Source organism: Parafrigoribacterium mesophilum (genome assembly GCF_039652555.1).
Lineage (GTDB): Bacteria > Actinomycetota > Actinomycetes > Actinomycetales > Microbacteriaceae > Parafrigoribacterium > Parafrigoribacterium mesophilum.
Genome location: NZ_JBDJAF010000002.1, coordinates 138537 through 157772, shown reverse-complemented (window position 1 = coordinate 157772; position 19236 = coordinate 138537). Strand labels below are relative to the sequence as shown.

At 66.2% G+C, this 19236-nt stretch carries 17 protein-coding genes; 10 read left to right on the top strand and 7 right to left on the bottom strand.

Annotation, left to right across the window (positions count from 1 at the left end):
* Position 1 precedes the first annotated feature (1 nt).
* Genes ABFX56_RS10835 through ABFX56_RS10825 form a run of 3 tightly spaced genes read right to left on the bottom strand, consistent with a single transcriptional unit; the run spans position 2 to position 2561 of the window.
* On the bottom strand, positions 2–835 hold the full coding sequence (locus tag ABFX56_RS10835) for an ABC transporter permease (protein ID WP_346233338.1): 834 nt from the start codon (positions 833–835) through the stop codon (positions 2–4).
* Complete coding sequence (locus ABFX56_RS10830) at positions 832–1638, bottom strand: ABC transporter permease (protein WP_346233337.1); 807 nt, start codon at positions 1636–1638, stop codon at positions 832–834. Before ABFX56_RS10830 ends, ABFX56_RS10835 begins: the two co-directional genes overlap by 4 nt.
* Positions 1635–2561 carry an ABC transporter ATP-binding protein gene (locus ABFX56_RS10825; protein WP_346233509.1) on the bottom strand — a complete coding sequence of 309 codons (927 nt, stop codon included), beginning with the start codon at positions 2559–2561 and terminating at the stop codon, positions 1635–1637. Before ABFX56_RS10825 ends, ABFX56_RS10830 begins: the two co-directional genes overlap by 4 nt.
* 83 nt (positions 2562–2644) lie before the next feature.
* Between ABFX56_RS10825 and ABFX56_RS10820 the strand changes: the two genes are divergently transcribed.
* Positions 2645–4519, top strand: coding sequence for an ABC transporter ATP-binding protein (locus tag ABFX56_RS10820; protein ID WP_346233336.1), 1875 nt, complete (start codon positions 2645–2647; stop codon positions 4517–4519).
* A 93-nt stretch (positions 4520–4612) separates the two neighbouring features.
* On the opposite strand, the gene ABFX56_RS10815 is transcribed toward ABFX56_RS10820, so the two are convergent.
* On the bottom strand, positions 4613–5839 hold the full coding sequence (locus ABFX56_RS10815; RefSeq protein WP_346233335.1) for an MFS transporter: 1227 nt from the start codon (positions 5837–5839) through the stop codon (positions 4613–4615).
* Positions 5840–6053: 214 nt separating this feature from the next.
* On the opposite strand from ABFX56_RS10815, the gene ABFX56_RS10810 reads away from it, so the two are divergent.
* On the top strand, positions 6054–8081 hold the full coding sequence (locus ABFX56_RS10810) for a beta-N-acetylhexosaminidase (RefSeq protein ID WP_346233334.1): 2028 nt from the start codon (positions 6054–6056) through the stop codon (positions 8079–8081).
* Here ABFX56_RS10810 and ABFX56_RS10805 read toward each other — a convergent pair.
* Positions 8075–8995, bottom strand: a complete 921-nt coding sequence (locus ABFX56_RS10805) for an ROK family protein (protein WP_346233333.1) — start codon at positions 8993–8995, stop codon at positions 8075–8077. The genes ABFX56_RS10810 and ABFX56_RS10805 overlap by 7 nt on opposite strands.
* Before the next feature lie 126 nt (positions 8996–9121).
* Here ABFX56_RS10805 and ABFX56_RS10800 point away from each other — a divergent pair, with 126 nt between their 5' ends.
* From ABFX56_RS10800 to ABFX56_RS10765, 8 genes are all read left to right on the top strand, one after another.
* Complete coding sequence (locus tag ABFX56_RS10800; RefSeq protein ID WP_346233332.1) at positions 9122–10141, top strand: Gfo/Idh/MocA family protein; 1020 nt, start codon at positions 9122–9124, stop codon at positions 10139–10141.
* A 22-nt stretch (positions 10142–10163) separates the two neighbouring features.
* Positions 10164–11522, top strand: a complete 1359-nt coding sequence (locus ABFX56_RS10795) for an ABC transporter substrate-binding protein (RefSeq protein ID WP_346233331.1) — start codon at positions 10164–10166, stop codon at positions 11520–11522.
* An 87-nt stretch (positions 11523–11609) separates the two neighbouring features.
* Positions 11610–12521: a carbohydrate ABC transporter permease gene (locus ABFX56_RS10790; protein ID WP_346233330.1), complete on the top strand. Its 912-nt coding sequence runs from the start codon at positions 11610–11612 to the stop codon at positions 12519–12521.
* Positions 12518–13399: a carbohydrate ABC transporter permease gene (locus tag ABFX56_RS10785; RefSeq protein WP_346233329.1), complete on the top strand. Its 882-nt coding sequence runs from the start codon at positions 12518–12520 to the stop codon at positions 13397–13399. The genes ABFX56_RS10790 and ABFX56_RS10785 overlap by 4 nt, the downstream gene beginning before the upstream one ends.
* A 29-nt stretch (positions 13400–13428) precedes the next feature.
* Positions 13429–14226, top strand: a complete 798-nt coding sequence (locus ABFX56_RS10780; protein ID WP_346233328.1) for a sugar phosphate isomerase/epimerase family protein — start codon at positions 13429–13431, stop codon at positions 14224–14226.
* Positions 14223–15212, top strand: coding sequence for a Gfo/Idh/MocA family protein (locus ABFX56_RS10775; protein ID WP_346233327.1), 990 nt, complete (start codon positions 14223–14225; stop codon positions 15210–15212). Before ABFX56_RS10780 ends, ABFX56_RS10775 begins: the two co-directional genes overlap by 4 nt.
* 48 nt (positions 15213–15260) lie before the next feature.
* Positions 15261–16439 (top strand): ROK family protein, encoded by a 1179-nt coding sequence (locus tag ABFX56_RS10770; RefSeq protein ID WP_346233326.1) that lies wholly within the window; start codon positions 15261–15263, stop codon positions 16437–16439.
* A gap of 36 nt (positions 16440–16475) precedes the next feature.
* The gene (locus ABFX56_RS10765; RefSeq protein ID WP_346233325.1) at positions 16476–16847 is read left to right on the top strand and encodes a YrdB family protein; all 372 of its coding nucleotides are present in this window, start codon (positions 16476–16478) and stop codon (positions 16845–16847) included.
* Positions 16848–16860: 13 nt separating this feature from the next.
* Here the strand turns inward: ABFX56_RS10765 and ABFX56_RS10760 are convergent, their stop codons facing one another.
* Entirely contained in the window at positions 16861–17628 is a 768-nt protein-coding gene (locus tag ABFX56_RS10760) for a glucosamine-6-phosphate deaminase (RefSeq protein WP_346233324.1), read from the bottom strand.
* A 73-nt stretch (positions 17629–17701) separates the two neighbouring features.
* Positions 17702–19234 carry a beta-N-acetylhexosaminidase gene (gene nagZ / locus ABFX56_RS10755; RefSeq protein WP_346233323.1) on the bottom strand — a complete coding sequence of 511 codons (1533 nt, stop codon included), beginning with the start codon at positions 19232–19234 and terminating at the stop codon, positions 17702–17704.
* Positions 19235–19236: the final 2 nt, after the last annotated feature.

Sequence of the window (19236 nt, the reverse complement as noted above, 5' to 3'; positions counted from 1 at the left end):
GTCAGTCCAGGAACAGCTTCCGCAGCCGGTGCGTGGTGAACACCATGCCGACCAGGGCCAGCACCGCGTAGTAGAGCACGTGCCACACCATGCCGATTCCCAGCACGCCGGTGGTCAGGCCGCGCACCAGTTCCACCCCGTGCCACAGCGGCAGCGCCTGGATCACCAACTGGATCGGCTGGGCGTACACGGTGATCGGAAAGAAGGTCGCCGAGAACAGGAACATCGGCAGCAGCACGAACGTGATCCAGTCCATCTGCTGGAACGTTTTCATGTAGCTGGTGATCGCCATGCCCAGGCTGGCGAAGCCGAACGCGATGAGCATCACCGCCGGCAGGGCGAGCAGCGCCGTCCAGGACAGGTTCAGCCCGAGCATCTGCATCACGATCATGAACCCGCACGAGTAGATCGCTCCGCGCAGCAGCGCGAGCGAAATCTCGCCGAGCGCGACATCCAGCGGGCCGAGCGAGGTGGTGAGCATCCCCTCGTACAACTTGGCGTACTGCATCTTGAAGAACACGTTCCAGGTGGAGTCGTACACCGCACCGTTCATCGCCGACACCGCCAGCAACGCCGGGGCGATGTAGGCGGCGTAGGACACCTGGATGCCATCGGCCGTCGCCACCGTGCCTACCAGGCCGCCGAGGCCGATGCCCATGGACAGCAGGTAGAACACCGGCTCGAAGAATCCGCTGAGCACCACCCAGTAGTTGGTGCTCTTGGTCGCCAGCAGCCCGCGTCGCACCACCGAGCGGGCGTTGCCGGCATAGAGCGCACCGATCAGACCGACCCGGCGCCGGGCATCCGGCCGCACCGGCGCGAAGGTGACGCTCACTTGTTCAGCCTCCTCGTCACGACCGACTGGGTGAGTTTCCAACCGATCACCGTGAGCACCGCCAGGTAGACCACGTGCACCACCGAGAGCCAGAACGGCTCGGCGTACCCATAGGCGAACACCCGGCCGAGCTGCGTGCCGTGCCACAGCGGCGAGATCCAGCCGATCCACTGCAGAAAGCCGGGTAATTGCGTCAGCGGGAAGAACGTGCCGGAGAACAGGAACATCGGGGTGATTCCAAACCGCATGATCATCGCCATCTGGCCCTTGTCCTCCTCCACGCGCGAGGAATACGACATGATCAGGGTTCCGACCGCCAGACCCGTCGCCGCGGATGCCGGCACGGCCAGGACCCCGAATCCGGAGGGGACCGCGCCGAAGAACAGCATCACCACGTAGTAGATGACGCAGGTGGGCAGCATCCTGGCCAGCATGCCGATCACCACTCCGTTGACGATCTGGTTGCCGGAGATGGGTGCCGCGTTCATGGCGTAGAAGATCGGGTTCCACTTGAAGCTCATCATCACCGGGTAGGTCGACTCCTCGGCGGCGACCGTGACGGCGGCGGAGGCCAGCAGCGCCGGTGCGACGAACACCAGGTAGCTCACCTCGCCGACCCCGGTCGGGACCAGGCTGGCCAGGCCCACCCCGAGCGCGAACAAGTAGACGAGGGGATTGCCGACGCTGGTGAACACCACGGTCTGCGCGTAGGCGCGCATGCTCCGGATGCGGTGCTCCGCCACGTACCAGGAGCCGTACCGGCGCGGCTTCAGGCCACCGGCGGTCGCCGAACTCACGGTCATTCGATCAGGCTCCTGCCGGTCAGCCGGAGGAACACGTCCTCCAGGCTGGAGCGCCGCACCAGGCTCGTCAGCGGTTCGAATCCGAGCGCGGCGATCCGGGCCAGCTCGCTGTCGCCGTCGGAACTGTAGATCAGCACGCGGTCGGGAAGCACCTCAACCCGGTCGCCGACATCCTTCAGCCGGTGCGCCGCCTGCGCGTTCTTGTCCGAGCCGAACCGCAACTCGAGCACTTCGCGGCTGGAGTATTGCCTGATCAGGCTCTGCGGCGACCCCTCCGCCATGATGGTGCCCTTGTCGACCACGACGAGCCGGTCGCACAGCTGCTCAGCCTCGTCCATGTAGTGGGTGGTGAGCACCAGGGTGGTGCCGGCCTCCTTGAGCCGGAACAGCCGGTCCCACAGGATGTGCCGCGCCTGCGGGTCCAGACCCGTGGTGGGCTCATCCAGCAGCAGGATGCGCGGCTCGTTGATCAGGGCACGGGCGATGGTGAGCCGCCGTTTCATGCCGCCGGAGAGGTCGTCCACCTTGGATTTCGCGCGGTCGGACAGCTGCGCGAACTCGAGCAGCGCATCCGCCCTCCTGCCCGCAGTCTTGTTGCTCATGCCGAAGTAGCGGCCGTACACGATGAGGTTGTCGCGCACCCGCAGTTCGATGTCCAGGTTGTCGGCCTGCGGCACGACGCCCAGCTGGGATCGCACCTCGGGGCCGTAGCGGTCCGGGTCGAGGCCGAGTACCTCCAGGGTGCCGCCGCTGCGGGTGGAGACGGCCCCGATCATCCGCATGGTCGTCGACTTGCCCGCGCCGTTCGGGCCGAGGAAGCCGAACGACTCCCCCGGAGCAATCTGGAACGAGATCCCGTCGACGGCCACGAAGTCCTGGTATCTCTTGGTGAGACCGCTGGCGCTGATGACCGGAGCGTTCAGCATGGTTTGTGACACGACTGTAGAGCTTAATCGGTGCTGCCGGCGCGGCGTATCCCCAGGTGCGCAGGCCGCAGAATAGAACGGTGAGCACAACAGCAACACCGCGCCGACGTCGCTTCTCCGCCAAACCCGACGACGGCCCGCGCGCCACGTTCAGCCAACTGCTGCCCTACCTGTTCGAGCACAAGAAGGTGCTCTCGGTCGTGATCGGACTGAGCATCCTGGGCGCGGCGGCGTCACTGGCCCAGCCGCTGCTCGTGAGCCAGGTGATCACCGTGGTGCAGAACGCGGGACCGCTCGGCGGGCTGGTCTGGACGTTGGTGCTGCTGGTCGTGCTGTCCGGGCTGATCACCGGCTACCAGCACTACCTGCTGCAGCGCACCGGCGAGGGCGTCGTGCTCTCCAGCCGGCGCAAGCTGGTGGGACGGATGCTGCGCCTGCCGATCCGCGAGTTCGACACCCGCCGCACCGGCGATCTGGTCTCCAGGGTCGGCTCGGACACCACACTGCTGCGGGCCGTGCTCACCCAGGGGCTCGTCGACGCGATCGGCGGAGCGCTCACCTTCACCGGCGCTGTGGTCGCCATGGCGATCATCGACCCGGTACTGCTCGGCCTCACCGCGCTGGTGATCGCGGTGTCCGTCGTGGTCGTCGTGACGCTGTCTGGTCGCATCCGGATCGCCAGCCGGAAGGCGCAGGAGAAGGTCGGCGACCTGGCCGCGTCCGTGGAGCGCGCCATCACGGCGGTACGCACGGTGCGGGCATCCGGGGCCACCGATCGCGAGATCGCCGCAGTGGAGCAGGATGCCGAGGGCGCCTGGCGGATGGGCCTGAAGGTCGCGAAGATCTCGGCCCTGGTGGTGCCGGTGGCCGGGATCGCGATGCAGGTGTCGTTTCTGGTGGTGCTGGGCGTCGGCGGGTTCCGGGTCGCCAGCGGGGCGATCACGGTGGCGTCGCTGGTGGCGTTCATCCTGTTCCTGTTCATGATGATCCTGCCGCTGGGCACCGCGTTCGGCGCCGTCACCTCGGTGAACGCGGCGCTCGGTGCGCTGGGGCGCATCCAGGAGATCATCGACCTGCCCGCCGAGGAGGACGGCGACACCGCCCTGGCGCTGGATGCCTCGCCGGCTCGGGCCTCGGATGCCGGGATCGAATTCGAGGACGTCGTGTTCGGGTACGCGGGGGCGCCGGCCGACGTCCACCCGCTCGAGCCAGGGACGCGCACCGCGAAGCCCAACTCCGTTCCCGCCGAGCTTGAGTCCGCACCGGCCCAACCCTCCGGTGTGCTGCACAGCGTGAGCTTCACGGCGCAGCGCGGCAAACGCACCGCCTTGGTCGGGCCGTCCGGGGCGGGCAAGAGCACCATCCTGGCGCTGATCGAGCGGTTTTACGATCCGGAGTCCGGTGTGGTGCGGGTCGGCGGCACCGACATCCGAGCACTGGATCGCACCGCCCTGCGCGCGCAGATCGGGTACGTCGAGCAGGACGCGCCCGTGCTCGCCGGGTCGCTGCGCGAGAATCTCAAGCTCGGGTCGCCGGACGCCACCGACGCGCAGTGCATCGAGGTGCTGCACGCGGTGAACCTCACCGAGGTGCTCGACCGCGACGAGAAGGGGCTGGATGCTCCGGTGGGCGAAGAGGGAGTGATGCTCTCCGGCGGGGAGCGTCAGCGGCTGGCGATCGCCCGCACGCTGCTCGCCGCGCCGCCGATTCTGCTGCTGGATGAGTCGACCTCCAACCTGGACGGACTCAACGAGCAACTGCTGCGGGAGGCGATCGACGCGGTGGCGGAGAACCGCACGCTGCTGGTGATCGCGCACCGGCTGTCGACCGTGGTCGACTCGGACCAGATCGTGGTACTCGACCACGGTCGGGTCGTCGGCGTCGGCACGCATTCCGAGCTGGTCGCCTCCACCCCGCTCTATCGCGACCTGGCGAAGCACCAGCTCCTGGTCTGACCCCAACCCGTCTCAAGGAAAATCTGTCGGTAAGGCCCCCGGATGCCGGTGGTGCGGTCCCGTGTGGTCAGTTTTTCCTTGAAACGGGTTCTGCTAGACGGGGACGCGGGTGCGACGGCGGAGCAGGACGGCATCGCTGACCAGCATCAGCACGATGCCTGCGAGCGCCACGCCGACGTAGACGAACGGGAGAACCTCGATGCCGAAGGTGTCCAACAGGTGACCGCCGATGAACGCTCCGCCGCCGATCGCAACGTTGAACGCGGTAGTGAAGTAGGCGGCCGCCGAATCCCGCAGCCGAGGCGACGCCACCATCAGCAGCCGCGTCTGCAGCATGGCCGGGGCTCCGCCGAACGCGGCACCGAACACGACCAGGGCCACGATGACCAGCCAACTCAGACTCGGGAACAATCCCATGACCAGCACCGCGGCGGCCACCGCGAGAAACGCGCCGACCAGGCCCAACCTGGGAAACCGGACGCCGATCCATCCGGCCAGGAACAGGCCGATGGCACCGGCCCCGCCGTACACAAACAGCAGGGTGCTCACCGACGACTCCGGGAATCCGTTCACGCCGATGAAGAACGGCACGATGTAGGTGAAGAAGATGTTGTGCCCCATCATCACCACCCCGGTGATCGCGCAGACGAACGCGATCGCCGGCAGGCTGGGGTCGCGCAACAGCGGCAGCGGAATCTCACCGGTGGCCACGCGCACGATGTGGTGCACCGCTGGCAGGTACAAGGCGACGAGCACCGCCAGCAACACCATCGCGCCGCAGGTCACCCCGAACGCCAGCCGCCAACCGAGCGCGTGGCCGAGGGCGGTGCCCAGCGGCACACCCAGCACGAACGCGGCGCTGGCGCCCGCCGCGGTGACCGCAATGGCGCGGCCGAGTTGTTCCTTCGGCACCAGGTGGGCGGCGTAGGCGCCGACGACGGCCCAGAACAGTCCGTGTGCGAGTCCGCCGATGACCCGCGAGACGATGACGATCTCATAGTTCGGCGCCACAGCGGTGAGCAGGTTGCTGAGCGCGAACCCGATCAGCACGACGACGACGAGGGTTTTGCGCGGGTAGTTCCGGGTCAGCGCGGTCATCGGCGCCGCGGTGATCACCACCACGCCGGCGAAGATTGTGACGAGGAAGCCGATCCGCGACTCCGAGACGCCCAGTCCGCGGGACATGTCCGGCAGCAGACCGGTGGGTAGCACCTCGCTGGTCACCGAGAGGAAGATCGCGCCGGCCAGAACAAGCAGGCCGAGCCAGGGCAGGCCGGCGGCGGCAGGCTTCTGATCGGTGACGCTGTCGGACGCGCGCATCGCGCTGTACTTTCCCTTTTTTCAGACGTGGAGCGCTCGCCGCCCGCGGGATGCCGCGACCCATGCCGCATCACGGTCAACGATACCCGGCGCACCCTGGATGCGTGCCAACCTTGACGCCGCCCCCGCGCCCGGTGTAGACCGATAGGTCTATAGAGAACGTTCTCGCTGGTCCTACCAGTCGTTCGCACCAACGGGACGAAAGGAGTCGTCAATGTTGACCACAAGACGCGAGTCCCGGCCCAGGATTCGGATGATCATCGCGGCCTTTGCCGCTGTGGTCACAGCCGGAACTCTCAGCTCCCCGGTCGTCGCGGCACCGGCCTCCGCCAGCCCTTTGACCGAAGGGAGCACCTCCGCGCCGCAAATCGTGCCGAAACCGGTGTCGCTGACCGCGGGCAACGGCCACTTCACCATGACGAAGAAGACCGCCATCGTGGCATCCGGTGCCGCCCGGTCCATCGGCCAGTTCCTCCGCACCACGCTGCGGCCGGCCACCGGGTTCCCACTGCCGGTGACGGAACGCAGCGCCGAACAGGGCGACATCACCATCGAACTCGCCGACCCCGGCACACTGCAGGGCGACACCTTCGGCGAGGGTTACCAACTCGACGTCACGACGGCGACCGTATCGCTGAAGGCGACCACGCTGCACGGTCTGTTCAACGGTGTGCAGACGATCCGCCAGCTGCTGCCCGGCTGGATCGCCAGCCCCACCGCACAGCCGGGCCCGTGGACGATTCCCGCCGCCCAGATCACCGACTATCCGCGATACCAATACCGCGGCTTGATGCTCGACATCGCCCGGCACTACCAGACTCCACAGGCGGTCGAAACGCTGATCGATGAGGCGGCCGCGGCCAAGATCAACACGCTGCACCTGCACCTCAGCGACGATCAGAGCTTCCGAATCGTCATCAACGGATTCCCCAACCTGACAGAAATCGGAGCGCAGGGCTCTGTGGGTACCGACGGCCGAACGATGGACCCGGGCGGGTTCTGGACCCAGGCGCAGTTCTCCGAGGTCGTCGCCTATGCGGCCGCGCGATTCATCACCGTGGTCCCCGAGGTGGACACACCTGGACACACCAACGCGATCATCATGTCCGAGTACAACGACACGGCGAATCCGATGCTGAACGGCACTCCGGCCGACATCAACTGCAGCACTAAGAATCCACCGGAGTGGAACTACACGGGACAGGTCGGGTACAGCGCCCTGTGCCCGGACAGCGACAACACCTATTCGATCCTCACCGCCATCATCGAGCAGTTGACCGCGCTTTCTTCCAGCCAGTACTACAACATCGGCGGCGACGAAGTGCCCACGAGCGTGCTCAGTCAGGAGCAATACGCCAGCCTGGTCAATCGCGAGGCGGGGATCGTCGCCGAGCAGGGCAAGACCGTGATGGGCTGGGCCGAAATCGCCGGAGCCGGCACCGACTTGCCGGCCGGCTCGGTCGCCGAATACTGGAACCCGGCATCCGGGTCTGCCAGCGGCACCACATCCGGCACCGAAGCGGTGCAGAAGAACATGAAGATCGTGATGGCGCCGGCCAACCATGCCTACCTCGATCAGAAGTACGCGCGGAACACACCGTCGGACCTTGGCTTGACCTGGGCCTGCGGTAGGAACGGTTGCGACGTCGATCAGTTCTACAACTGGGAGCCCAGCAGCTATGTCGCCGGAGTGACCGATGACAATGTGATCGGCGTGGAAGGCGCGCTGTGGAGCGAGACGGTCACCAGCCTCAGCGACGCGCAGTATCTGGTCTTCCCGCGGCTTTTCGCGCTCGCTGAGCTGGCCTGGTCGCCCAAGGTGGAACGCACGCTGGACAGTGCGGCCTACCAGGACTTCCTCCAGCGGCTGTCCGCCCAGAGCACCAGGCTCCAGGCGGCGGGAACCAACTTCTTCCCCTCCGCCGAGGTATCCTGGCCGCTGGACGGCATCGGCGTACTACCGGGCGACCACGGCACCACCATCGTGAATAGGCCGCTGGCGAGAGTGTCGGCCCCGGGGGTTGAGGCGAGCGTCATCACCGCGACGATCCAGTGGGGCGACGGCACAACATCCGCCGGGACGGTCAGCGGAACAGCCGCAACCGGCACCTCGGTCAACGGGCTCTACACGATCTCGGGCAGTCACCGGTATGAGCACGACGGCCATGCCTTCAGCGCCAGCGTCACGGTGATCGCCCCCGACAGAGCGCCACTGACCATCCCGATCACACTGGATCAGTAGTCGCCGGAACCCTCCGAGCCCACGATCGCGGCGCCCAGCGCACCGACGGTCGCGGGGTCCGGGACCAGCACCACGCGATTGGACAGCCCCAAGGACGCGAGGAATACCGAATCCAGTGCGTCCCGATCCAGGCTTGTCGCGACTGCTGACCGCAGCCGGTCCCCCGCTGATGCGAGTCCTCCGCCGAGCACCACCGTACCGACGTCAACGGTGAGCACGAGAACCTTGACGGCGGTGGCGACCCGGTCCGCGACCACGCCAAGCACGCGGCTGGCGGCCGGGTCGCCATCCTCGACCGCGGACAACAGGCTGGTTATGGCGCTGCCGCTTTTCGTCGGCCACTCCCGCGCCACGGCGGCACCGGAGGCGCTGGTCTCAAGACATCCGCGTTGGCCACACGAACACAGGTGACCCTGCGGGTCGACCGGAATGTGGCCGATCTCTCCCGCCGTGCCGGAGTTGCCGCGCCAGAGCCGGCCGCCGAGCACCAGGCCGGCAGCCAGCCCCGTGCCCAGATTCAGGTACGCCAGAGGCGTGGTCGGATGGTTCATCTGCTTCGAGGCTCCCAGAGTGGCAGCCTTCACGTCGTTTTCTAAAGTGATGCACACTCCCAGACGGTGCCGGATACGCGCCCTCAGATCCAAATGTTCAACACCGATATTGAGCGCGTGCGAGACGGTGCCCGCGCGTGCATCGACCGCCCCTGGGATCCCCACGCCGACACCCGCAAAGCCGTCCACTTCGATACGCAGCTTCGCGGCCACGTCGACGAGTCCGCCTACCACCGCGTCGACCACCCGATCCCCACCTTTTCCGGTGGGCGCTCGTGTCTGGGCTGCGATGTTGCCGTCCACGTCGACCACGATCGTGTGGGTTTTCGTCCCACCGACATCCACGCCTGCCCAGTACTTCACACGGGCTCCCTTGCTCGACGCGGGCCCAGAGCTCACGTAACATCCAAATTCAAACTATGAATCTCCAACATTGCCATATATAGTTCCAATATCGGAATGCACCCCAACGGAAGAGGTGGCGGCAGAGTGGACGGTCTCAGGCTGGGAGTGGTCGGGGCGGGACTACGCGGCAGGATGTTTGCCGACGTGATCGCCGACATCCCGGGGGTCGAGTTTGTCGGCTTTGCGGATCCGTTCCACGCCACACCGCAGCTCGCGGTCGCCGGCCGACCGAAGCGACTGTTCGGCAGCACCAGTGAACTGCTGGACCACGGCCGCCCGGATGCCGTGATCCTCGCCACGCCGGATCACGCTCATGCCGCTCCCGCCGTCGAAGTCGCGCAGCGCGGCGTCGCGATGATGCTGGAGAAACCCATCGCCACCACGATCGACGATACGCGCGCGATCCAAGACGCGGTGCGACGCGGTGGGGCCCCGTGCATGGTCGCCTTCGAGAACCGTTGGAACCCACCGTTCGTGAAGATCCACGAACTCGTCCAGTCGTCAGCGTTGGGCACGCCGGTCTTCCAGTCCGCTAACCTCAGCAACACCTACCACGTGGCCACGAACATGCTCGGTTGGGCAGCATCCAGTTCGCCGCTGTGGTTTCTGATGCCGCACACCGTCGATCTGGTGATGTGGCTCGGCGGGTCACCCATCCGCACCGTGATGGCCACCGGCAGCAAGGGCCTGCTCGCGGCTCGCGGCGTCGACACCTGGGATGTCGTGCACGTCATGGCGGAATTGGAGAACGGTTCCACCGCAACGCTCACCTCCGCGTGGGTGCTTCCCGACGGCGCCCCATCCATCGTGGACTTCACCTACGAACTGGTAGGCAGCACCAGCAGTGTGCGAACCGACATCGGGCGGAGCGGCATCGAGCATTTCACAAACCGGCACGCCACCATCGGAACACTCGACGCGAAGCAGAACGGCACGGACACCTCCGCCCCGGCCTGGATGGCCCGCAGCTTCGTGCACAGCATCATGAGCGGATCACCGGTACCGACCACCATCGCGGATGGGATAGCGGTAAACGACGTGCTCTTCGCAATCGAGCGCGCACTATCCTCCGGTCGCACCGAATACGTCACTGCCCTGAACTAACCACCAAGAAAAGGAAACCCACATGAAGAAGAACACCGCATTGCGCCTCGGCGCGGTTCTGGTCGCCGGGTCACTGGCACTGGCCGGATGCAGCTCGAACGACCCTGCCCCACCGAGCGACACCAACGTCGATTCCGCCGTGGAGCAATGGGCCGCCGACATCAAGAAGGAGCACGGCGGAAGCACCGTGACGATCGCGGCGCAGACCCACCCGAGCACCGAATCAATGCAGAAGATGACCGCGAAGTTCGAAGAACTCACGGGAATCAAGGTCGTCTGGGACATCGTCGACCAGAACAGCCTGAAACAGAAGATCGAACTGGACTTCCAGAGCGGAAACAGCGCATACGACGTCAACATGATCGACAGCTTCTGGCTCAGCGGCTTCACCGAGAAGGGTGTCGTAGACGACATCACCTCCCGGGTGAGCGACGCGAAGCAGACACCCGCGTTCTTCGACTACGAAGACATCCTGCCGGCTTACCGGGAGGGTCTGGACAAGTATGACGGGAAGACCTACGGCGTGCAGATCGCCGGCGAATCCCGCTTCCTCGGGTACCGCACCGACCTGTTCAAGAAATACGACAAGCAGCCGCCGAAGACCATGGACGAGTTCCTGGAACTCGCCAAGTTCTTCAACGGCAAGGAACCAGGCCTCTACGGGGTGGCCATGCGCGGCCAGAAGGGCATCCACTTCACCTCGGGGATGATGACCCTGATGTACCAGTTCACCGAGGGCTTCTTCGACCCGGCCACGGGTGAGAACCAGGTCGACTCCGCCGACAACGTCAAGGCGCTCGAATACTACGTCGAACTGTTGAAGAACGCTCCGAGCGACGTCGGCAGCTACACCCACGAGGAAGCGCTCTCGGCGTTCATGTCGGGCCACGCCGCGATGTGGTTCGATGCCACCGCCATCGCCCCATCGATCCTCGACAAGGACCAGTCCACCGTCGTCGACAAGGTAGCCTTCGCCGGACCTCCGGAGGGTCCGAAGGGCACCTTCGGCGCATTGGCCGGCTGGAGCCTCGGCATCGCCAACAAGAGCAAGAACAAGGATGCCGCCTGGGCATTCGTCACCTACATGACGTCGAAGTCCATGGCACCGACCTACATGGAAAACGGCGGCGTACCCACGCGAACCAGTGTGTTGGAGAACCCGACCACTAACGATCAGAAGGTCTACTTCCCGGCGATGCTCGATGCACTCAAGGCATCCGCCAACCTGGTGGAGGCCGGCAACAGCTGGCTGCCGCAGGTGCCCGGCTCCGATGAGAAGCTGACCATCATCGGCAATTACGGCTCCGAGGCGCTGGCTGGTTCCATCAGCGCCAAGGAGGCGCTCGCCAAGGCCAAGGCCGAGATCGCAGCCCTCCCGTAACCCGTGGCGGGAGCGCGACCCACGTCGAAAGACGGCCGCGCTCCCGCTGCCACGTGTGCCGCCTGGTACACCAAGGACGCAAGGATCATGACAGCAGCCCCACCCCTGAGACGCTCCCGACGCAAACAACGCACGGGCATGCTCTTCGTCGCTCCGACACTGGTCGTGATGTTCTCGGTGACGATCGTCCCGGCCATCTTCCTGTACCTGATCAGCCTCTTCGACTACAACCGGGGGACGCCTCTCAGTTCCGCCCGCTGGGTGGGCTTCGACAATTACACACGGCTCCTGTTCGGCCAGGACGACAATTTCTGGCCGGCGGTGGGCGTCACGCTACTCTTCCTGGTCGCTGCCACCGCGAGCACGGTCGTCCTCGGCACGGTCCTGGCCATCCTGCTCGACTCGGTGATCCGAGCCCGCTCGGTGTTCACCACCCTCATGCTCATCCCGCTGATCATGGCACCGGTCATTGCCGGGCTGATCTGGCGGCTCATGCTGAACGACCTCTACGGCGTGGTCAACGCCCTTCTTACGCCCATCGGCGCCGCGCAGTCCTGGCTGGGCACTCCGAGCCTCGCCTTCCTGTCCGTGCTCATCGTCGAGACCTGGCAGTGGACACCGTTCGTCGCCCTGATCATCTTCGCCGGGATCCAATCGGTAGATGCGCGGCCGCGCGAAGCCGCCATGATCGACGGCGCCAACGCGTTCCAATTATTCCGGCATGTTACCTTCCCGATGATCCAGCCGATTTTCGGCCTCGTCGTCGCGTTGCGGCTGATCGACTCCATGAAGATCTTCGATACGGCATACGCGCTCACTCAGGGCGGTCCGGGTAAAGCCACCGAGACCCTCGGTCTGATGGTCTGGCACTACGGCCTGTATCAGACGGGGTGGATCGGCCGGGCCGCGGCCGTTGCGGTACTGCTTCTGGTACTGGTGGTCATTCTGTCGAATTTCGTCACGCGCTACCTGAAGAAAGCAGAGGAGCTCCAGGGATGACCACCACCATCGCACGGCCTCGAGTGACCCGGCGCGCCTCGGCGGCGCCCGCGGCTTCGGGCAAGTATCTACGGCGGGTCCTGACCGGGTTGCGGTACCTGATTCTCATCGCGTGGACCGTGGTCTCCCTGTTCCCGTTCTACTTCACTCTCGCCACATCGCTGAAGCTGAAGCGCGACGTCATCAACCCGAACACCTGGATCTTCTCACCGACCCTGGACAACTATGAAGACATCTTCACTGGGCGAAACTTCTTCCACTACCTGGCCAACAGCTCACTCGTCTCGGTGGGAACGGTGGTGCCCTCGCTCGCACTGGGGTTGCTCGCCGCCTACGGACTCACCCGGTTCGAGCTGAAGAGCGAGCGCTCGATCGCCACGACACTGCTGTCATTCAGGATGATTCCCGCCATCGCCGTGGTGATTCCGTTCTTCCTCATCGGCCAATTTGCGGGCCTGATCGACACGCATCTGCTTCTCATCGTGGCCTACATGACTATGAACCTGCCGCTGGCGGTGTGGATGCTGCGCGGCTTCATGCGAGACATCCCGATCGAAATCGACGAGGCGGCGCAACTGGACGGGGCTTCCAGCATGCGGATCCTCTGGCGCGTGCACGTGCCGATCATGGCACCGGGGATCGCGTCCACCGGCATCCTGCTGCTCATTCAGAGCTGGAACGAGTTCGCATTCGCCCAGTTCTTGACGTCGACCGATGCCAGAACCTTCCCGACCACTGTCGGCTTCTTCCTCTCGATCACGGGAACCAGCTTCGGCCAGATGGCCGCCGCCGCCATTATCGGCACGCTCCCCGTGATCGTGTTCGCCTTCCTCATGCGCAAACGGCTCGTGTCTGGGCTGTCCTACGGCGCCGTCTGACCCACCCACCACCCACGAAGGAGCTCGCCATGTCGCGCATTGTCGCCGGGCACACCAACACTTACCACAGCTACAGCTTCGAGGAGTCCCTGCGCGGAATAGCGGCCGCCGGTTACTCGCACGCGGAACTGTCGGCGGTTCAGAACTGGTGCGAGTTCGTGAGTGTCGACGACGATCCCGAAGCCGTCCGCAGGCTGCTCTCCTCGCACGGACTGGCCGCGTCCTCGATGAGCGCGCACGTGAACCTGTTCCAGCCGGGCGGCCTGGCCGACACCGAGAAGATCGTCCGCTGGGCGGCGGCATACGGTGTCCCGGTCGTCAACGCGGCGCTGGCATCCAAGCCGACTCCGGAAACATCGACTGCCGACGTCGTGCAGGGCCTGCGCCGGCTGGGAGACGTGGCCGCAGAATGCGAGGTGGTCGTCGCGGTCGAGGTGCACGGCGACCTTGCACCCTCCGGGACGATGGCGCTGGAACTGATCCGCGAGGTCGGATCTGACGGCGTGAAAATCAACTACGACACCGGGAACGTGGAGTTCTACTCCGGCATCAGCGCCGCCACCGACCTGCCTGCCGTGATCGAGCACATCGCGCACATCCATCTGAAGGACAAGCTCGGCGGAGCCGGAGTCTGGCATTTCCCCGCCCTGGGCGGCGGGCATGTCGAGTTCGACCGAGTACTCGAACTGCTGCAGCGCCGCGGGATCGACGTACCCATGTCGGTGGAACTCGAGTTCTCCGGAGAGCCGTGGCCGCCGCTCGAGGTGGTGGACGATGCGATGGCCGTCTCCCGAAGGCGCCTGCTCGAGTTGGGCTTCCTCGAGTGAACGTCGTCGCGCTGGTCGGAGCCGGGTACATGGCGGGGGTGCACGCGAACGCGTGGCTAGCCGAGGGCTCCGCACCCATATCCTGGGTCTGCTCCCCCTCCCAGCGGGGACGCGAACTGGCGGCACGAGTAGGGGCACAGTGGACGCCGTCGATCGAAGAGGTGCTCGCCGACACGTCAGTGACGATTCTGGATCTCTGCACGCCGACCGGCACGCATCCGTTCCTGGTCGAAGCCGGCATCGACGGAGGCCGACACGTACTGGTCGAGAAACCGATTGCGCTGGACGGCACCGGGGCGGCGCGCATCAAAGATGTCTACCGGCGACGCAGAGCCGGCCAGGTTGTGATGGTGGCGCACGTCCTGCAGTTCTTCGGTGGCTATCAACGGCTCATCCAAGCAGTCGATGATGACGCCATCGGTCAGCCAGCCTGTGTCATGGCGACACGATTTGGCGAGAAGCCGAACTGGAGCCGGTGGATCACCGACCCGGGCCAATCCGGCGGACCCCTCGTGGATCTGCTGGTCCACGACTTCGACCTGGCCAATCGGCTGCTCGGCCGACCGGAAGCGGTGACGGCGAGGGAAACCGCCGGAAGCTACGCCGTGACGGTGACGTATCAGGAGGGACGCACGGCGTTGGTCACGGGTGGCTCCGCGCTCCCGTCGGGCACACCGTTCAGTAGTTCGATCCAGGTCGTCGGCAGCGACGGCATCCTGTCGCACCGCTTCGTCGCCGCCGCGGCCGACGCCACCGTGCCGGACGGCCAGGTTGATCTGCTCTCATCCAGCGGCCGGCAGTCTCTTGACGTTGCCCCGTCCGACCCCTATCAAAGCCAGATCCACTACTTCCTGGACTGTGTGGCAACCGGCCGGGAGCCGGTGGCGGGCAGCGTCGACTCGGCCGCCGCCGCCCTCGGCGTCTCCCGCGCGGCGGTGCGGTCGATGACCAGCGGGCGCGAGGAGGACCCAGCCGATGCCTCCTGAGCAGTCGAATTACGGATACGATGCTGAGAAAAGCGCGAAGGGGTTCGAGTGACTAATCACGCTCCGCCTGCGCTCGCGTGGAGCGCCGGTGAGCTCCTGCAGCTGATCCGACACGGGAAAGCGGCATCACGGGCCGGTCTCGTGCAACTCACCGGGCTGTCCCCGAGCACCGTCGCCGCCCGCGTCGAACAGCTTCTGCAGGCCGATTACCTTCGGCAGGGCAGCAATGATCGTGGCGGCCGAAACCCGAGGGCCCTGGCGCTGGATCCCGGCCTGGGTTTCGTCGCCGTCGCGGACATCGGCGCCCGTCACGTGCGGCTCGGCCTGGTGGATGCCACCGGCGCCATCCTGACCAGCCGTCAACTGGAGCATGGCACCGACCATGTCGACGAATTCACCCGGTGGCTGATCGAGGCGCTGCACCGCTTCCTGTCCAAGAGCCGCCAGGAGATCGCCGAACGACCGCTGCTGGGTATCGGATTGTCCATCCCCGCACCGGTGCACGCACAAACCGGTCGGGTGGTGTATCCCACCCGGGTGCCCAGTTGGCACGACGCCGACCTCATTACTCCGCTGGCCTCGGCCTTCTCGGTGCCGGTGGCCGCGGACAATGATGCCACGTTGATGGCATTGGCGGAACACCGCATCCAGCACCCCGACGTGCAGGACATGCTGTTCGTCAAGATCGGCAGCGGGATCGGGTGTGGAATCATCGCGCGGGGGCAGGTCTACCGCGGCGGCACAGGGGGCGCGGGGGACATCGGCCACGTTTGGGTGGACGTGCCATTCGCCCGGCATTGCTTGTGCGGTCGCGACCATTGCCTGGAGGCGTCGGTCGGCGGCTCCGCACTCGTGCGAATCCTGCAGCAGCGCGGCGTGGACGTGAGCAATCCCGCGGAAATCGAACGATTGGCCAGAGAGAACCAGGCAGACGCGCTGGAACTTTCGCGCACCGCGGGGCGTGCCATAGGGGAAGCGCTCGCCCTGATCGCGAATTTCTTCAACCCGGAATTGATTGTAGTGGGCGGTGCTTTGTCGCAGATCGAATCCCTGTACAACAGCATGCGGTCCGCGCTGTACGAGCGCTCCCTGCCGCTGACCACGCACGACCTCACCATCGACCTCAGCAAGAACGGCGTCGACGCGAGTCTCTACGGGCCGGCGTTCCTCATCCTCGACAAGGTGCTGTCGGCTGACCAGGTCAACGACATCATCGCCTCCGCCTGATTCCCGACGATCGCTCCGGACCTCTAGGCTGGTGCGGTGCCAAACCCGCAACCGGACCCGCGTATCGGGCCGAACGAGGTGTTGCGGTTCTTCCTGGAGTTGTTTGCGCTCTTCTCACTGGGGTATTGGGGCTATCTCGCCTGGCCCTTCCCGTGGCCCGGCGTGGCGTTTATGATCGGGACTCCCCTGTTCGCGGCGATCGTGTGGGGTTTGTTCCGCTCGCCGCGGGCCCGCTTCCCGCTGGATGCGTTCGGCCGCACCATCGTGGAGGTCGCCGTCATGGGCTCGGCCGCGTTGGCCTGGGTCATGCTCGACCACCCCATCATTGCGGCGGTCTTCGTCGTCGTGGCCGCGGTCAGCGGCATCCTCAACCTGCGGGCCGAGCAGCGGCGCGACCGGCAGCAGTGAGCGGAACCCGTTCCTACAGGGTCTCCCAGGGCAGCCGGTGTTCCCACGCGTAGCGGTAGTAGTTCGCATTCGCCAGGTGCGCCGCGGCCGCCTCGTCGACGAACACCGTGACGTGCCGGTGCAGCTGGATCACCGAGGCCGGCATGCTGGCGGTGACCGGTCCCTCCACCGCGGCGGCGATTGCCTCGGCCTTCTTCGGCCCGAACGCGAGCAGCACCAGGTGCGACGCCCTCCGGATCGTGCCCAGTCCTTGGGTGATGCAGTGCGTCGGTACCTCATCCAGCGAGTGGAAGAAGCGGGCGTTGTCCCGGCGGGTGCGTTCGGCCAGCGTCTTCACCCTGGTCAGCGATGCGAACGAGGAACTCGGCTCGTTGAATCCGACATGCCCGGTGCTGCCAATGCCCAGGATCTGCAGGTCGACCCCGCCGGCGTCGGTGATCGCCCGCTCGTAGTCGGCCCCAGCCGTCTCGATCGGTCCGCTGCCGGGCACGTGCACGAGGGAGGGGGTCAGTCCGAGTGGCTCGACGACCTCGCGGGTGATCACCGCCCGATAGCTTTCCGGATGCCCGGCCGGCAGTCCCACGTACTCGTCCAGCGCGAAGCCGCGCACCCGGGATAGATCCGCGTGTCGGGCCGCGAGCGCCGCGTAGGTCGCCAGGGGGCTGGAGCCGGTGGCCAGGCCGAGCACCGCATCCGGCTTCTTCGCGACCAGGTCGAGGATCGCATCGGCGACCAACTCCCCTGCCGCAGCGGCATCCCGGACAATGACGATCTCGGCCACGTGTGAACTCCTCTTATCTTTGAACTGACAGTTTCACTGTCGCACATTCCGTCTGGCCGTGCGGAGTCCGCCGTCAGGGCTGCAGGTAGCGCAGCAGCGCCTGACCGACCAGCCGCGACGCGCCGAAGGTGGCGACGTCGGCGTAGGCCCGGTCGTCGGAGGGCCAGCCCATGTCGATCACGAGCACCTCGCGGCCGCCGACCCGCAGTCGGTCGATGGCGGCGCGCGCGAACGGATGCCGGTGGTTGTCCTTGCCGATCACGACCACCGGGTCGTGCGCCTCCGGAACTGTCCCTGTGCTGCCGGCCCCTGTGCTGCCAGCCTCGGTGACGACGACGAGCGGATGGGCGGCGAAGGCGACGGCCTCCGGCGCATCCGGATGCGCGAGCAGGTGTGCGAACGGCCCCCACGCAGCTTGCCCGACGGCGATGTTGGCGAGGGTGTCGATGCGGACCACGGTGAACCGGCCGGCGGCGGCCACCACCCAGGCATCGGCGCCAGGTCGGCGCGCGAAGCTGGCGGTCACTCGATCGACGTCGAAGTGCGGTTCGGTGGCGGCGGTATCCGCCGGTACCCGAATCCGCTCCCGCTCGGTAGCGAGGTTGTCGGCGAGTTCCAGCACCCGCCGAGCGGCATCCGCGACCCGCGTGGCCTCGAGGCGACCGTCGTCCAGTGCGGTCAGGATCTCCTCCTCGATCCGCGCCAACTGCTCCGCCGTGTTGTCGGTGCCGATGCACAGCAAGTCGCATCCGGCGGCGAGCGCACGCACGGCGGTGGCCGGGATGCCGAGCGCACCGCTGGCGCCCTTCATGTCCAGCGCGTCGCTGACGATGACGCCGTCGAAGCCCAGCTCGCCGCGGAGCAGGCCGGTGAGCATGGTGCTGCTCAGGGTCGCCGGATTGTCCGGGTCGAGCTGGGGCAGCAGGATGTGCGAGGTCATGATCGTCTTCGCGCCGGAGGCGATCGCCGCGACGAACGGAACCAGTTCCCGCTCGCGCAACTGGCGGCGGGAGCGGTCGACGACGGGGAGGGCGAGGTGAGAGTCTTGCGCGGTGTCGCCGTGTCCGGGGAAGTGTTTGGCGCTGGCGGCGATGCCGGTGGCCTGCAGGCCGGTGATCCAGGCGGCGCTGTGTCTGGCGACGAGCTCCGGTGTCGTGCCGAAGCTGCGGGTGCCGATGACGGGGTTGTCGGGATTGGAATTCACGTCGACGTCGGGTGCGAAGGTCACCGTGCATCCGGCCGCGCGCAGCTGCCACCCCACAGCGGTCGCTACCGCCTCGGTGGCGGTGGTATCGTCCAGCCGACCAAGCACGGCGTTACCCGGGAACGGCGACCCGATGCCGTAGTACAGGCGGGTGACATCCCCGCCTTCTTCGTCGATCGCGATGATCGCGTGCGGGTTGGCGTCGAGGATGGCGGCGGTCAATTCCCGAAGTTGGGTGGGCGAGCTGATGTTGTTTCCGAACAGGCATACGCCGCCGAGGCCGTCGTGAAGCTGCTGGCCGAGCCAGTCCGGAAGCACCCTTCCAGCGAAGCCGGGCAGGAGGGTGGCGGCGATGCTGCGTGGGGACAGCCGGTGCACGGCCTCGTCTGCGGTGGTGGTCACGA